Raw genomic sequence first — 16,061 nt, 5'->3', positions numbered from 1 at the left:
CGAACGCTTGGAATGGAACTGGGCGATAAGCGGCCACATAAGGCCAAGATTGCGACAGCTTAGAAGGGATGTATGACGAGGGTGTTGACTGGCGTCAAAAAGAGCACGGCGGCTCCCGCCCGGGAGGCGGAAGCGCCGCTTCGGTGCGCCGTTTCAGTGCGCCGCGCGCGCCGTGGCGCCGGCTTCCTCGCCCATCACATAGACCTCGCCGATGACGCGGTCGTCGCCGAGCATGGCGAAGGCGAAGAGTTGTTCTTCCAGCGTCTCCGAGCGTTCGCTGCGGCGCGCGATGAGGGGCGTGGCCTGCGGGTCGAGCACGATGAAGTCGGCTTCGCAGCCGGGCGCGAAGCTGCCCACGCGCTCGCTCCAGCCGAGCGCGTCGGCGGCGGCGCGGGTGGCCAGGTAGAACATGCGCAGCGCGGTCAGGTGATAGCCGCCCATGCGCGCGACCTTGTGCGCGGCGTTCATGGTGCGCAGCATCGAGAACGAGGTGCCACCGCCGACGTCGGTGGCCAGGGTCACCTTGAGGCGGTTGGCGTCGGACTGGTGGAAGTCGTAGAAGCCGCTGCCCAGGAACAGGTTGGAGGTAGGGCAGTGCGCCACGGCGGCGCCGCTGTCGGACAGGCGGCGGCGGTCGTCCTGGTCCAGGTAGATGGCGTGGCCATAGAGGGCGCCGGGGCGCAGCAGGCCGTAGCGGTCGTAGACGTCCAGGTAGCTGCGCGCCTGCGGGAACAGCTCGGCCACCCATTTCACCTCGTCGCGGTTCTCCGCCACGTGGGTCTGGATGAAGGCGTCCGGGTAGGCGCGGGCGAGCTCGCCGCAGGCGGCCAGCTGGGCTTCGGTGGAGGTCGGCGCGAAGCGCGGCGTGATGGCGTAGGACAGGCGGTTCTTGCCGTGCCAGCGCGACAGCAGGTCGGCCGAGTCGCGCGCGCCGGATTCGGCGGTGTCACGCAGGAACTCGGGGCAGTTGCGGTCCATCATGACCTTGCCGGTGACCATGCGCAGGTTGCGGCGGTCGGCTTCGGCGAACAGCGCGTCGGCCGAGGCGGCATGCACGGTGCTCCAGGCCACCGCGCTGGTGGTGCCGTTGCGCAGCAGTTCGTCGGTGAAGAAGCTGGCCACCGCGGCGGCGTATTCGGGCTCCGCGAAGCGGCGCTCTTCCGGGAAGGTGTAGGTCTCCAGCCAGTGCAGCAGGCCGGGCGAGGGCGAGGCGATGATGTCGGTCTGCGGGAAGTGCACGTGCGTGTCGATGAAGCCCGGCACGATCAGCTTGCCGCGGCGGTCGACGATCTGGGCGCCGGCCGGGATCTGCGCGGCCAGTTCGGCGTAGGCGCCGGCGGCAACGATATGTCCCGCGGTGACGATCAGCACCCCGTCTTCCCAATACTGATACGCGTCTTCATGGAACTGGGGATCGCGCAGGAAGTGCAGCACGCGGCCACGGATGGCGCGGGTGATGGCTTGGGTGGGGGGAGTGGTCGTCATGTCGATGTCTCGTGGTGCGCCGGCGCGCGGACCAGGGTCGGCGCGCCGGCATCTTGGTGTAAGCCGCGCTTCAGGCCGGGGCGGCCGCGGCGGGCAGGGGGGATCGCCAGAAGTGGTCGACTTCGGCGAGGAAGGCGGCCTTCTGCGTGGCGGGCAGGAAGGACGCCTCGAAACTGTTGCGGGCCAGCACATGGCCGTCGGCCGCGGTGAGCGGCATGGCCTCGAAGGTGGCTTCCCAGTTGGCGTTCATGTAGCCGCCGAAATAGGCGGGATCGTCCGAGTGCAGCGTCACCATCACGCCGGCATCGAGCAGGCGCTTGAGCGAGTGGTCGCGCAGGTCGGGGTAGACCTTGAGCTTCTGGTTGGACAGCGGGCACACGGTCAGCGCCACGCGCTCGCGCGCCAGGCGCTCGACCAGCGCCGCGTCGTCGATGGCGCGCACGCCGTGGTCGATGCGCTCGACCTTGAGGATATCGAGCGCGTCGGTCACGTACTGCGCCGGGCCTTCCTCGCCGGCGTGCGCCACCAGGTGCAGGCCCAGCTCGCGGGCGCGGGCAAAGACGCGCGCGAACTTCTCCGGCGGATTGCCCTGCTCCGAGGAGTCGAGGCCCACGCCGACGAAGCGGTCGCGGTAGGGCAGCGCGGCTTCCAGCGTGGCGAAGGCGTCTTCCTCCGACAGGTGGCGCAGGAAGCAGAGGATCAGGCTGCTGGAGAAGTCGAACTGGGTGCGGGCCTGGGCCAGCGCGTCGGAGATGCCGTCGATCACCACGCCGATCGGCACGCCGCGCTCGGTGTGGGTCTGCGGGTCGAAGAAGATCTCGGCATGGCGCACGTTGTCGGCCACCGCGCGCTGCACGTAGGCGATCGTCATGTCGAAGAAATCGTCTTCGGTCAGCAGCACGCTGGCGCCGGCGTAATAGATGTCCAGGAAGGATTGCAGGTCGGTGAAGGCATAGGCCTCGCGCAGCGCTTCCACGCTGGCGTAGGGCAGCGTCACCTTGTTGTGCTGGGCCAGCCGGAAGATCAGTTCGGGCTCGAGGGTGCCTTCGATATGGACATGCAGTTCCGCCTTGGGGCTGAGGCGAATACGGTCGGCGAGCGCGGCATCGAGCGTCATGGGGTTCCTTTTGCGGTTCTGGTTTGCGTCGTCCCCGCCGCTTCGCCGCTGCGTGCCGCGCTCAGCGCGCCCAGATGGGCGAGGCGCTGGTCGCGGACCTGCAGCAGCTGGGCGACGATGGCAACCGCAATCATAGCCGGAGCCTTGTCCGTGATGCCGGAGACGCCCATCGGGCATGTCATTTCCGGGAAGCGCGCCGGGTCGATGCCGTGCTCGGCCATGCGGTGTTCGAAGCGCGCGCGCTTGGTCTTGGAGCCGATCAGGCCGAAGTAAGCAAAGTCGTCGCGCCGCAGGATGCGCTCGCACAGCGCCTGGTCCAGCGCGTGGCTGTGCGTCATGACCAGGAAATAGGCGCCGGGGGGTGCGGTGTCGACCACCGCTTCCGGCGTATCGGTGGCTTCCGCGATCACATTGGCGGGCAGGCCGGGCGGGAACAGGGTGTCGCGTTCGTCCACCCAGTGCACGCGGCACGGCAGGCTGGCCAGCAGCGTGACCAGTGCATGGCCGACATGGCCGGCGCCGAACAGCACGATCTGCAGTTCGTCGGGCACCATGGTGTCGGTCAGGCTGCCGTCCTTGTTCAGCGTGACCGAGGGCAGCAGCGCCGCCGCCGGCGCGTGCCGCACCGGACCCGCGGCCGGTACCGTGCGCGCCAGCGAGCGGCCGCCGGCGAAGGCTTCCTGCACCGCGTCCAGCCACGGCAGGTCGGCTTCGCCCAGCACCTCGAAGGCGAGTTGCACCACGCCGCCGCAGCATTGCCCCAGCGCCGGCCCCAGCGGAATGCGCACCAGCTGGCGCGCCGGCGCGCCGCCGGCCAGCATGTCGCGTGCGATCTCCATGCCGCGCCATTCGAGATGGCCGCCGCCGATGGTGCCCACCAGGTCGTCGGCGGTCACCAGCATGCGGATGCCGGCCTCGCGCGGGGCGGAGCCTTTGACCTCGGCGATGGTGACCATCGCCACCGGCACGCCGGCGCGCACGCAGCGGATGGCGTCGGCGAAACGGAAGGGTTTGAGCGGGGCGTCCTGCATGATGTGCCTTCCTACTGTGCTGCCGGCGCGCACGCCTGCGTTGCCCGCACCGCGTCCACGGCATCGAGGATCGCTTCGCTGGTGGCCGGCGCCACCAGCGGCGGGTTGACCTGGTACTCGCCCACGCTTGCCACCGCATCGCGGATGGCGAAGAACACCGAGAAGGGCAGCAGCAGCGGTGGCTCGCCGACCGCCTTGGAGCGGTGGATGCTGTCTTCCACGTTGCGGTTGTCGAACAGCCGCACGGTGAAGCTCTCCGGGCAGTCGTTGAYSGTSGGRATCTTGTAGGTGGASGGSGCRTGCGTCATCAGCTTGCCGTCCTTGTTCCACCACAGCTCCTCGGTGGTCAGCCAGCCCATGCCCTGGATGAAGGCACCCTCCACCTGGCCGATGTCGATGGCCGGGTTGAGCGAGCGGCCCGCGTCGTGCAGCACGTCGGCCTGCAGCAGTTTCCATTCGCCGGTCAGCGTGTCCACCAGCACCTCGGAGCAGGCCGCGCCGTAGGCGAAGTAATAGAACGGGCGGCCGTGGAGCTTGGACTGGTCCCAGTACAGCTTGGGCGTGGTGTAGAAGCCGTCCGACCACAACTGCACGCGCGCCACGTACGCCTGGCGGGCCAGGTCGCTGAAGTCCAGGCGCAGCTCGCCGGCCACCACCAGGTCGTCGCCGAAGCTCACGCTGTCCGCATCCACGCCGGCCTGGCGCGCGGCAAAGGCAGCCAGGCGCTCGCGGATCTGGCGCGCGGCGTCCTGCGCGGCCTTGCCGTTGAGGTCCGAGCCGGTGGAGGCGGCGGTAGCCGACGTGTTGGCCACCTTGCTGGTGTCGGTGGCGGTCACGCGCACGCGCTCCAGACGGATGCCCAGCTCGTGCGCGACCACCATCGCCACCTTGGTGTTGAGGCCCTGGCCCATCTCGGTGCCGCCGTGGTTCACCAGCACCGAGCCGTCGTTGTACACGTGCACCAGCGCGCCGGCCTGGTTGAAGTGCGCCACGTTGAACGAGATGCCGAATTTCACCGGGGTGATGGCGATGCCTTTCTTGAGCACCGGGCTGGCGGCGTTGAACGCGCGCGTGGCGGCGCGGCGCTCGCGGTAGGCGCTGGTCGCCTCGAGTTCGTCGAGCAGTTCATGGATGACGTTGTCTTCCACGGTCTGGCCGTAGGGCGTCACGTTGCGCTCGGTCTTGCCGTACAGGTTGGCGCGGCGCACGTCGAGCGAATCGCGGCCGACGGTGCGGGCTACGTTGTCGAGGATGTACTCGATGGCGAACGCGCCCTGCGGGCCGCCGAAGCCGCGGAAAGCGGTATTGCTCTGCGTGTTGGTCTTGCCGCAGTAGCCGTCGATCTGCACGTTGGGCAGCCAGTAGGCGTTGTCGAAGTGGCAGATGGCGCGGGTCATCACCGGGCCGGACAGGTCGGCCGAGAAACCGGCGCGCGACACCATTTCCACGGCCACGCCGTCGAGGCGGCCTGCGTCATCGTGGCCGACTTCGAAGTCGAACAAGAAGTCGTGGCGCTTGCCGGTGATCATCATGTCGTCGTCGCGGTCCGGGCGCAGCTTGACCGGGCACAGCAGCTTCCACGCAGCCAGCGCGGCACAGCAGGCGAACATGGCCGACTGCGATTCCTTGCCGCCGAAGCCGCCGCCCATGCGGCGGCATTCCACCAGCACCTGGTGCGCGTGCCAGCCCAGCATATGCGCCACCGCGTGCTGCATCTCGGTGGGGTGCTGGGTGGAACACCAGACGTGCATGCCGTCGTTTTCCTTGGGCGCGGCGTAGGCGATCTGGCCTTCCAGGTAGAACTGCTCCTGGCCGCCCAGGCGGATATGGCCGCGCTCGCGGTGCGCGGCGGCGGCGATCTGGCTGGCCGGCTCGCCGCGCGTCAGGTGCATCGGCGGCAGCACATAGCTGCCGGCCTGGTGCGCGGCTTCGGGCGACAGCACCGGGGCGAGGTCCTCGTATTCGATCACGCCCAGGCGGGCGGCGCGGCGCGCGGCGTCGTGCGAGGTGGCCACCACCACGAACACGGGCTGGCCAATGAACTGCACCAGGCCGGTGGCGAGGATCGGATCGTCGTGGATGATCGGGCCGCAATCGTTGGACGCGGGGATGTCGTCGGCGGTCAGCACGGCCACCACGCCCGGCGCGGCACGCACCTTGTCGAGCGAGATCGACCTGATGCGGGCATGGGCGCGCGCGCTCATGCCGAGCGCGGCGTGCAGGGTGCCCGCCAGCTCGGGGATGTCGTCGGTGTAGGTGGCGGTGCCCGCCACGTGCAGGTGCGCCGATTCGTGCGGGCGCGAGATGCCGACCTGCGGCGTGGCGATGGCGGTGCGGGCCTCGCTGTCGGGATCGAGTGCGGGATCGAGCAGGAAGGGTTCGGTTTGCTTGTTCATGGTGCCGATCTCTCCTTAAGCGATGGCCAGGGCCTGGCCGGCGCCGGGCGCGCGGACATTGACGGCGGACGCCGGCAACGCGTCGGCGCGTGTTTCCAGCCAGAAGCGGTACAGCAGGTTGGCGGCGCCGCGGCTGCGGTAGGCAGCGGTGGCGCGCATATCGCTCAGCGGGGTGTAGTCCTGCGCCAGTTCGGCCATGGCGGCGCGCACGGTGGGTTCGGTCCACGGCTGGCCGAGCAGCGCGGCCTCGGTGCGGGCACCGCGCTTGGGCGTGGCGGCCATGCCGCCGAAGGCCACGCGCGCATCCGTGACGACGCCGTCCGCCAGCGTGACCGCGAAGGCGGCGCACACCGCGGAAATGTCCTCGTCGAAGCGCTTGGATAGCTTGTACGTGCGGAAATGCTGCGGGGCCGCCAGCGGCACGCGCAGGCCCGCGACGAATTCGCCCTCGGCCATGGCGGTCTTCTGGTAAGCGAGGTAGAGGTCTTCCAGCGCCAGCGTGCGGCGCACCTCGCCGCGCTGCAGCACCACTTCGGTGCCGAGCGCGATCAGCGCGGGCATGGAGTCGCCGATCGGCGAGCCATTGGCGATATTGCCGCCGAGCGTGCCGGCGTTGCGGATCGGCAGCGAGGCGAAGCGCTTCCACATCTCGCGCAGCTCGGGGTGGGCCGTGTCGAGCGCGGCGTAGGCGCGTTCCAGCGACACGCCCGCGCCGATCTCCACGGCGCCGCCGGCTTCGCGGATGTCCTGCAGGTCGGCCACCTGGCCCACATACAGCAGGTTGCCCAGCTCGCGGAACTGCTTGGTAACCCACAGCCCGACATCGGTGCTGCCGGCCAGGATGCGGGTGCCGGGCTCGGCCGCCTTGATGGCGGCGAAGGCCGAAGCCGTGCGCGGCGCGTAGAAATGCTGGCCGCCGGCGCTGTAGTGGAAGGTGTCATCGCGGCGCAGCGAACGCAGCGTCTCGGTGATCTTGCGCGGATCGAGCTTGCTGGCCTGGGGCGCGGGCAGCGCCATCATGCGCTGGCCGGCCTCGATGATGGGGCGGTAGCCGGTGCAGCGGCACAGGTTGCCGGTCAGGGCGTCGCAGATCGTCTCGCGCTCCGGCGCGCGGCCGGTGCCGGCGTCGTCGGCATTCTGCTGGTAGAGTGCCCACAGCGACATCACGAAGCCTGGGGTGCAGAAGCCGCACTGGGAGCCATGGCATTCCACCAGCGCCTGCTGCACCGGGTGCAGCGCGCCGTCGGCCTGGCGCAGGTCTTCCACCGTGATCAGCGCGCGGCCGTCCAGCGTGGGCAGGAACTGGATGCAGGAGTTGACGGCCTTGAATTCGACCTCGCCATCCTCGCGCAGCTCGCCCAGGACCACGGTACAGGCGCCGCAGTCGCCTTCGGCGCAGCCTTCCTTGGTGCCGGTGCAACGCGCGTCCTCGCGCAGGTACTGCAGCACGGTGCGGGTCACGGGCGCGCCGCTGACCTCCTGGACCTGGCCGCGGTGGTAAAAGCGGATGGTTTGCGTCTCCATGGTGTCTTCTCTCTTTGTGATGGGGACAAACATAGCACTCAGGGCGTTCATGCAATATTCAGCCCAGGTGATATGCCCCATCAAGGGGGGAGAGCGTTGCGCCGGCGCCGGCCGCATTTGACCGATGGCGGGGTGCCTGACTTACACTATGCGCCGTTCCCATCCCCCACGCCACTGGCCGCAAAGCGCGCCTGGCGCCCCCTCGCCATGCACGGACGCGACCATCTCGACACCTATTTGCTGCGAGTGCTGCACACGCTGCTGACCGAGCAGAGCGTGACCCGCACGGCGGTCAAGCTGGGCCAGTCCCAGCCGGCGATCAGCAATACGCTCAAGCGCCTGCGCGAGATCACCGGCGACGCAATCCTGGTGCGCGGCAAGAGCGGCATGGTGCCGACCGAACGCGGGCGGGAGCTGCTGCTGCTGGCAGAGCAGAGCCTGGCGGCGATGGACCGCATTGCCCGGCCCCCGCAGCATTTCGACCCGGCCACCACCACGCGCACCTTCCACCTGGGCGCGCCGGACTACCTGGACGCCTTCTTCCTGCCCAATATCGTCGAGCGCGTGCGCCGGCTGGCGCCCGGCGCCAAGCTGTTCGTGCATCCGATGACCTCGTCCAGCGATTTCCTCGACAGCCTGGAGCAGGGGCAACTCGATATCGTGGTGGGAAACTGGCTGTCGCCGCCGGAACACCTGCATATCTCGCCGCTGTTCGACGACGAGGTAGTGTGCATGCTGGGCGCCCAGCACCCGCTGGCGCGCAAGGGCCTCACGCTCAAGCACTATCTGGAAATGCCGCACCTGGCGCCGGCGCCGTATGCGTCGATGCAGCGCAGCATGATCGACCAGGCGCTGGCCGAGCAAGGCTACAAGCGCAATATCCAGGTCACGCTGCCGTACTTCGGGCTGGTCCCCTACGTGCTGATGAAGACCGACATGGTGTTCACCACCGGCCGGCAGTTTGCCGCGCACTACGCGCAATACCTGCCGCTGCGCATGGTGCCGTCGCCGGTGCCGTTTCCGCGCATGCGCTTCTACCAGCTCTGGCACGAGCGCTGCCATGCGGCGCCAGACGTGGTGTGGCTGCGGCGGATGATCGCCGAGGTGGCCGGGGAATTGCCGCAGCTGCCGCAGCTCCCGCGGCTGGACGAAGCGCAGGTCTGAAGCCGCTCGCCGGCCAGGGCGGCGGAGGTGCCCGCCAGCGCCACCATGGCAGCGATGCCGACGGTGATCGGCGCGCGGCCCGGCAAGTGATCGGGATGGCTGGAAGAGTGAACGCCGGCACGGCGGCTTCTTGTCTTTATGTTCGTAGAAACACAATTGCCACAAGGTCGCGAGATCGGTGAGAATGTGGCGGAAGCGATGATTTTCCAGGATTCGGATTGTCCTTGAGCCGCATCCAACTCGTAATTGTGAGAAGCGTTTCATATGACATTTCGCTTTGACCTGTTCCCTGTCGTGGGTGCGGACGACAATCCCCGTGCCAATGCCAAGGTGTTCCAGCTTCTCAAGGCGGTGCGCGAAACCGGTTCCCTGCACCGCGCGGCCCGCGAGATCGGGCTGTCCTATCGCCACGCCTGGGGCGTGATGCGCTCCTGGGAGGATATGCTCGGGCGCGCCATGCTCGACATGGAGCGCGGCCGCGGCGCCTCGCTGACCTTGTTCGGCGAACGGCTGCTGCGCGCCGAAGGGCGCCTGCGGGCCGCCATCGACCCGGTGGTGCAGAAGGCCATGGCGGATTTCCTGGCCGATCTCGACGATGCGGCCCAGCCGCAGACACGCATCCGCTTTTCCGGCAGCCATGATCCGGGCATGGAAGTGCTGGCCTCGGCGTTGCATGAAGAAGTCGGCGGACTGCAGCTCGACACGGTGTTCTGCGGCAGCGTGGAAGGACTGATCTGCCTGCAGGAGCGGCAGTCCGAACTGGCCGGCTTCTATGTCTCGCCGATCCAGACCGCCGGCTCGGTGGCCCACGTCACGCTGCGCAAATGGCTGCGCCCGGCCGCGGTGCGCCTGATCCGGCTGGCCTGGCGCGAGCAGGGCCTGATCGTCGCGCCGCAACTGGCGCGCGACATCCGCGATCTGCGCGACCTGGCCCGCAGCGGGGCGCGCTTCGTCAACCGCCAGCGCAGCTCCGGCACGCGCATGCTGTTCGACCAGCTGCTGGCCACGCACGGCCTGTTCCCGGACCAGATCGTCGGCTACGAAACCCCCGAGTTCAGCAACGAGAAAGTGGCGCAAGCCGTGCATGAGGGGCGTGCCGACGTGGGTTTCGGGCTGCGCATGAATGCCGAGGCGCTCGGGCTGGCCTTCGTGCCGCTGACGCGCGAAGCGTATTTCCTGGCGCTGCGCAAGAACGACCAGCTCGCGCCCTGGGCGCACGGACTGCTCGCGCGCATGGCCGAACCGGCCTTTGCCAGGCGCATCGAGGCGCTGCCCGGCTACATCATGGCCGAGCCCCAGCGGATCCTGACCCCGCAGGAGGCCTTGCCCTGGTACCGGCCCGACGGCAAGGAAGGCGGCTAAGGCCCTGATGCTTCCTCCGGGCTGTTTGCCCGGTGCCGTATTACACTGCTTGCAGCGGCTGGCGCGCCTGCCGGCCGCTCCCGCCGTGCAAGGAGTGTCATGCTAGAAACGGCCGCGCTGGCAGCGGGCTTGTCCTGGACCAGCGGATTCCGCCTTTACCTGGCCGTGTTCACGGCCGGCGCGCTGGGACGCGCGGGCTGGCTGCACCTCCCCGCGGGGCTGCAGGCGCTGGAGTCATGGTGGGTCATCGCGCYCGCCGCGGTGCTGGCGCTGGCCGAGTTCGTAGCCGACAAGGTGCCGGGCTTCGACTCGTTCTGGGATAGCATCCAGACCTTCATCCGCATTCCCGCCGGCGCGATCCTGGCCGCTGCCGCCTTCGGCCAGCTCGATCCGCAGTGGATGGTGGCCGCGGGCCTGGTCGGCGGCACGCTGGCTGGCACGGCGCATGCGGCCAAGGCCGGCACGCGCGCGCTCATCAATGTATCGCCGGAGCCGTTTTCGAACTGGGCGGCCTCGCTGAGCGAAGATGTCGCCGCCGGCGGCGGGCTGTTGCTGGCGTTCTTCTTGCCGGTGGTCTTCCTGGTGGTGCTGGCGCTGCTGTTGCTGGTGGCGATATGGCTGCTGCCCAAGCTGTGGCGTGGCCTGCGCCGCCTGCGCGAGGCGCTTGCCAAGCGCGCGGCGCCCGCGGTGGCGGCGCGGCGCGAGCCCAGGCGCTAGCGCGCCCATGCGGCCCGGTGCCCCGCCAGGCTCACCGCATCGACGCAGGGATGAATACCCGGCGGCCTGCCGCGCAGGCCGCCTCAACGTATGTGCACGGACAACTGACTGATGCCTTCAGAAATGGATTCGGCTGCCGCGATTTCCGGCGCTATCTTGCCCTCGCCGCGCTTCTCCGCCTGGCGCCAGGCACTGCGCATGGCGCGCCGCGACTGGCGCGCGGGCGAGTTGTACCTGCTGCTGTTCGCCCTGGTGCTTGCGGTGGCGGCACTGAGCAGCGTGGGCTTCCTGGCCGACCGCATGCGGCTTGGACTGGAGCGCGACGCGCGCCAGATGATTGCATCTGACGTGCTGATCGTGAGCGACCAGCCCTTCGATGCGACTTTCGCCGGCCGCGCCGCGCAAGCCGGGCTGGCCGTCGCGCGCACTGTCACCTTTCCCAGCATGGCGACCGCGCGCAAGGCAGGGGCGCCGGCCGCCGGTGCCGCCGCGCCGGCAGAGGCTCCGTCGCAACTGGCCGCGCTCAAGGCCGTCGGTCCCGGTTATCCGCTGCGCGGCCAGGTCAAGGTGGCCGCCGCGCGCGGTGGCGAGGAGGCCGCGGCCACGGGCATTCCCGCGCCGGGCACGGTGTGGGTGGACGAAGCCTTGCTCGATTCGCTCGGCGTGTCGCTTGGCGACACCATCCAGCTCGGCAGCCGCGGCTTTCGCATCGAACGCATCATCACGCAGGAACTGGACCGTGGCGCGGGCTTCATGAACTTCGCGCCGCGCGTGATGCTGCCGCTGTCGGACCTGGACGCGACCGGGCTGGTGGGGTGGGGTAGCCGCGTGACCTACCGCTTGCTGGTGGCCGGTCCCGACGCTGCCGCGCAGGCCTACCAGCAGTGGGCCGAGGCCGAGATCGGCAAGCGCGGCCTGCGCAACACGCGCGTGGAGTCGCTCGAATCGGGCCAGCCGCAGATGCGCGCCACGCTGGATCGCGCCGAGCGTTTCTTGTCGCTGGTGGCGGTGCTGTCGGCGATGATCGCCGCGGTGGCGATCGCCATGTCGGCGCGCCGCTACATGCAGCGCCATACCGATGCCTGCGCGGTGTACAAGTGCATGGGCCTGTCGCGCCGTGACATCCTGCTGGCCTTCGCGCTGGAGTTCCTGCTGCTGGGCGTGGGCGGGGCGGTGAGCGGCGTGGTGCTGGGCTACCTGGCGCACTATGGCCTGCTGCTTTCGCTGGGCAAGCTGCTTACCGTGACGCTGCCGCAGCCTTCCTTCGTGCCTGCGCTGGTCGGCCTGCTGGCCGGCATGGTGCTGCTGGCGGGATTTGCCCTGCCGCCGCTGCTCGCGCTCACGCGCGTATCGCCGCTGCGCGTGCTGCGGCGCGACCTCGGCGCGCCGCCGGTGTCCACCTGGATTGCCTACGGGCTCGGCCTCGGCGCCTTCGTGGCGCTGCTGCTGGTGGCCGCGCGCGACCTCAAGCTCGGCCTGACCACGGCCGGCGGCTTCGTCGGCGCCGGCGTGGTGTTCGCGCTGCTGGCGCTGGGGCTGCTGAGCCTGCTGGCGCGTCTGATGCGCGGGCGCACCCTGGCGCGCGGCAGCGTGGGCTGGCGCTTCGCGCTGGCGGTGCTGGAACGGCGCCGCGCCGTGACGGTGCTGCAGACGGTGGCATTGGCGGTGGGCCTGATGGCGCTGCTGCTGCTGGGCATGACCCGCAACGACCTGATCGCCTCGTGGCGCAACGCAACGCCGGCGGACGCGCCCAACCGCTTCATCATCAATATCCAGCCGGACCAGCGGGCGCCGCTGGCCGGCATGCTGTCGCATRCAGGCATCGCCGATTTGCTGTACCCGATGGTACGCGGGCGGCTGACGCATATCGGCGGCCATCCGGTGCGCGCCGAGCGCTACCCTGACGGGCGCGCCCGCAACCTGGTCGAGCGCGAGTTCAACCTGTCATACACGGACAGCCTGCCGGCCGGCAACCGCGTGGTGGCCGGCAACTGGCTGGCCGGCGGCCGCGAGGCCGGCGCCTCGGTGGAGGAAGGCATCGCCAAGACCCTCGGCATCCGGCTGGGCGACACCCTGCGCTTCGATGTGGCGGGGCAGGCGGTGGAGGCGCCGGTCACTTCGCTGCGCAAGCTCGACTGGGGCTCGATGCGCGTGAATTTCTTCGTGATCCTGCCGCCCGCCGCCATGCAAGGCCTGCCGCAGACCTACATCACCGCCTTCCACCTGCCGGCCAGCCAGTCGGCGCTCGGCAACCGGCTGGTGGCATCCTTCCCCAATATCACGGTGGTCAACACCGACCTGATCCTGCGCCAGGTCCAGGAAGTGCTCGACCAGGTGATCGCCGCAGTCGAGTTCCTGTTCGTGTTCACGCTGGCGGCCGGCGTGACGGTGCTCTACGCGGCGCTTTCCGGCGCGCGCGACGAACGCAAGCGCGACGCCGGCCTGCTCAAGGCGCTGGGCGCGTCCGCCGCCGTGGTGCGGCAGACGCAATATGCCGAGTTCCTCGTGGTAGGCGGCCTGGCGGGGCTGCTGGCCAGCCTGGGCGCGATCGCGGTGGGCTGGGGCTTGTCGCAGTTCGTGTTCGATTTCCCCTACCGCTTCAACGGCTGGATCGTGCCGGCCGGCGTGCTTTCTGGCATGCTGTGCGCTTTCGCGGGAGGCTGGCTGGGTTTGCGCGAGGTGCTGAGACAGCCCGCGCTGGCCACGCTGCGCGAGACCTGAACGCCGCGTGTGCGCATGTTCTGCGGCGCACCCCGCGCACCTGAAGAAACTGACGAGTGTTTTTATGAGTACCGATTCGAAGCCCGAAGCCACCAATACCGAAGCCACCAATACCGACGCCGCCGACACCACCGCGTACGAACTGGTCGGCGGCGAGGCGCGCGTGCGCGAACTGGTGGACCGCTTCTATGACCTGATGGACCTGGAGGCGCAGTTCAAGGGGCTGCGCGCCCTGCATCCCGGCTCGCTCGACGGCTCGCGCGACAAGCTGTTCTGGTTCCTGTGCGGCTGGCTTGGCGGGCCCAACCATTTCATCGAGCGCTTCGGCCACCCGCGCCTGCGCGCGCGCCACCTGCCGTTCGAGATCGGCACCAGCGAGCGTGACCAGTGGATGCGCTGCATGGCGCTGGCGATGCAGGACGTGGGCCTGTCCGAAGACCTGCAGTTGCGATTGATGAAAGCCTTTTTCGACACCGCGGACTGGATGCGCAACGTGCCGCGCTGATGCGTTCCTGCCGGACCTACCGATATCCACCACCATGACCCTGCTCCAGGCCTTGCCGGCCGAAGCGCAACGCGTACTCGATTTCTGGTTCGGCGCGCCGGGCTCGGCGCAATGGAACACCACCCGCAAGGCCTGGTTCACCAAGTCCGCAAGCTTCGACGCCAGCGTGCGCGCCGCCTTGCTGCCGCTGTGGGAAGCGGTGCGCGCCGGCGCGCACGACGACTGGGCCCTGACGCCGCTGGGTGCCTGTGCGCGCATCGTGGTGCTGGACCAGGTGCCGCGCAATGTCTTTCGCCACGATCCGCGCAGCTTTGCCACCGACGCGCAGGCGCTGCAGGCGGCGCGGCAGGTGGTGGCGAGCGGCGCCGACCGCCTGCTGCCCACGCCGCATCACCGCCTGTTCTGCTACATGCCCTTCGAGCATGCGGAATCGCGCGCGGACCAGGCCGAATCGGTGAGGCTGATGCGCGCCTTGCGCGACGACAGCGAGGGCAAGGTCGACACGGTGGCGTGGGCGCTCAAGCACCAGGCTGTGATCGGGCGCTTCGGCCGCTTCCCGCACCGCAACGCGGTGCTGGGGCGGGAGAACACGCCGGAGGAAGCGGCCTTCCTGCGGGAGCCGGGTTCCTCGTTCTGAGCGCTGGCGGCGGAGCGCGGCGCCATCAAGCTGCCGGCTTCAGCACCAGCCGCACCAGCTCGATCCAGTAGGTCGCGCCCAGCGGCAGGATCGCATCGTTGAAGTCGTAGTACGGATTGTGCAGCGGCGGGTTGTTCCCGCTGCGCGCCGCACCGAGGAATACGTACGCGCCCGGGCATTGCTCCAGCATGTAGGCGAAGTCCTCCGACCCCGTGCGCGGCAGGCAGTCCGTGTCGACGCGCTCGTCGCCCACCACCCGGCGCGCCGCGGCGGCGGCCAGGCAGGTTTCCCGCGCCGTGTTCACGCAGGCGGGATAGCCCGCGAAATAGTTCAGCTCGATCTGCGCGCCCGAGGCAGCCGCCAGCCCCTCGCACACGGCGCGCATGCGCGCTTCCGCCCGGGCGCGCGTGGCGGGCCTGAACGAGCGGCAGGTGCCGCGCAGGACCACGCGCTCGGGGATCACGTTCCAGGTATCGCCGCCGTGGATCTGCGTCACGCTGATGATCAGCGAGTCGACGGCGCTGACATTGCGGCTGACGATGGCCTGCAGCGCCGCCACCAGCTGCGAGGAGACCACGACCGGATCGATGCCGGCCTCGGGCTGCGCGGCATGCGAGCCCTTGCCGGCGATGACGATCTCGAACGTATCGGAGTTGGATGTCATGGTGCCGACGCGCGTGGAGAACGTGCCCAGCGGCAGGTTGGGCGAGTTGTGCAGCGCGTAGACGCCCGCGCAGGGAAAGCGCTCGAACAGGCCTTGCTCCACCATGACGCGGCCGCCGCCCTCGTTCTCCTCGGCGGGCTGGAAGATGAAATGCACCGTGCCGCTGATGCTGGTGTCCTGCGACAGGAATTGCGCCGCGCCCAGCAACATGGCCGTATGCCCGTCGTGTCCGCATCCATGCATCTTGCCGTCGATGGCCGAGCGGTGCGGCGCGTCGCCGAGTTCGTGCATGTCGAGGGCGTCCAGGTCCGCGCGCAGTCCGATCGCCGGGCCGGCGCCGCGCCGCAGTGTGCCGACCACACCGGTGCCGCCCAGCCCCTCATGGACTTCCAGGCCCATCCCGGCCAGCGCCCGCGCCACCAGCCGCGCGGTGCGGTGCTCGGTGAAGGCGGTTTCGGGATGGGCGTGGATCTCGTGCCGCCATGCGCGCATGCGCTCCAGCAGTGGCAGCGGCAGCGCACCGGTGCGCGGCTGGAGGGGCTGGTGCGATTCAATAGGTGTCGTCGGGGGCGTGCTCATCGCGCGGCTGCTCCTGGCAGGGTGAGGTGAAACGGCGATTTTCGGCACTCCCGACGGTTGTAACCATGACAAGTAAAGTGGAAAATCGTTGTTCACGGTGCAACGGTGCATCGTCCTCGCAGAAGAACCGGGAACGGAGACGGCGCGCTGAGGTCAGCG

The 16,061-nt window shown here is 69.3% G+C and carries 12 protein-coding genes; 6 read left to right on the top strand and 6 right to left on the bottom strand.

What is annotated here, in order from left to right; all coding sequences use genetic code 11:
* Positions 1–153: 153 nt before the first annotated feature.
* From guaD to xdhA, 5 genes are all read right to left on the bottom strand, one after another.
* Entirely contained in the window at positions 154–1,485 is a 1,332-nt protein-coding gene (gene guaD, locus AC1DK4_RS07330; protein WP_441612361.1) for a guanine deaminase, read from the bottom strand.
* Between the two features lie 70 nt (positions 1,486–1,555).
* Positions 1,556–2,602 carry an adenosine deaminase gene (locus AC1DK4_RS07325; protein ID WP_441612360.1) on the bottom strand — a complete coding sequence of 349 codons (1,047 nt, stop codon included), beginning with the start codon at positions 2,600–2,602 and terminating at the stop codon, positions 1,556–1,558.
* Complete coding sequence (gene xdhC / locus AC1DK4_RS07320) at positions 2,599–3,633, bottom strand: xanthine dehydrogenase accessory protein XdhC (protein ID WP_441612359.1); 1,035 nt, start codon at positions 3,631–3,633, stop codon at positions 2,599–2,601. Before xdhC ends, AC1DK4_RS07325 begins: the two co-directional genes overlap by 4 nt.
* 11 nt (positions 3,634–3,644) lie before the next feature.
* A complete protein-coding gene (gene xdhB / locus AC1DK4_RS07315; RefSeq protein WP_477131448.1) occupies positions 3,645–6,029 on the bottom strand; it encodes a xanthine dehydrogenase molybdopterin binding subunit in 2,385 nt (794 codons plus the stop codon).
* A gap of 15 nt (positions 6,030–6,044) precedes the next feature.
* The gene (gene xdhA, locus AC1DK4_RS07310; RefSeq protein WP_441612357.1) at positions 6,045–7,553 is read right to left on the bottom strand and encodes a xanthine dehydrogenase small subunit; all 1,509 of its coding nucleotides are present in this window, start codon (positions 7,551–7,553) and stop codon (positions 6,045–6,047) included.
* A 207-nt stretch (positions 7,554–7,760) separates the two neighbouring features.
* On the opposite strand from xdhA, the gene AC1DK4_RS07305 reads away from it, so the two are divergent.
* The 6 genes from AC1DK4_RS07305 to AC1DK4_RS07280 all read left to right on the top strand — a co-directional run bounded on the left by AC1DK4_RS07305 (position 7,761) and on the right by AC1DK4_RS07280 (position 14,659).
* Positions 7,761–8,717: a LysR substrate-binding domain-containing protein gene (locus tag AC1DK4_RS07305; protein WP_441612356.1), complete on the top strand. Its 957-nt coding sequence runs from the start codon at positions 7,761–7,763 to the stop codon at positions 8,715–8,717.
* 264 nt (positions 8,718–8,981) lie between these two features.
* Complete coding sequence (locus AC1DK4_RS07300) at positions 8,982–10,079, top strand: substrate-binding domain-containing protein (RefSeq protein WP_441612355.1); 1,098 nt, start codon at positions 8,982–8,984, stop codon at positions 10,077–10,079.
* A 99-nt stretch (positions 10,080–10,178) separates the two neighbouring features.
* Positions 10,179–10,796, top strand: coding sequence for a DUF4126 domain-containing protein (locus AC1DK4_RS07295; RefSeq protein ID WP_477131447.1), 618 nt, complete (start codon positions 10,179–10,181; stop codon positions 10,794–10,796).
* A gap of 111 nt (positions 10,797–10,907) precedes the next feature.
* Positions 10,908–13,517: an ABC transporter permease gene (locus tag AC1DK4_RS07290; RefSeq protein WP_477131446.1), complete on the top strand. Its 2,610-nt coding sequence runs from the start codon at positions 10,908–10,910 to the stop codon at positions 13,515–13,517.
* A 64-nt stretch (positions 13,518–13,581) separates the two neighbouring features.
* Entirely contained in the window at positions 13,582–14,022 is a 441-nt protein-coding gene (locus tag AC1DK4_RS07285) for a group II truncated hemoglobin (protein WP_441612352.1), read from the top strand.
* A 34-nt stretch (positions 14,023–14,056) separates the two neighbouring features.
* A complete protein-coding gene (locus AC1DK4_RS07280; RefSeq protein WP_441612351.1) occupies positions 14,057–14,659 on the top strand; it encodes a DUF924 family protein in 603 nt (200 codons plus the stop codon).
* Between the two features lie 25 nt (positions 14,660–14,684).
* Here AC1DK4_RS07280 and AC1DK4_RS07275 read toward each other — a convergent pair whose 3' ends face one another.
* Entirely contained in the window at positions 14,685–15,815 is a 1,131-nt protein-coding gene (locus AC1DK4_RS07275) for an amidohydrolase (RefSeq protein WP_441612722.1), read from the bottom strand.
* Positions 15,816–16,061 lie beyond the last annotated feature (246 nt).

Source organism: Cupriavidus sp. 05N38 (genome assembly GCF_056397345.1).
The sequence above is the reverse complement of the archived record's forward strand: the minus strand, read 5'-3'. Positions and strand labels throughout refer to the sequence as shown.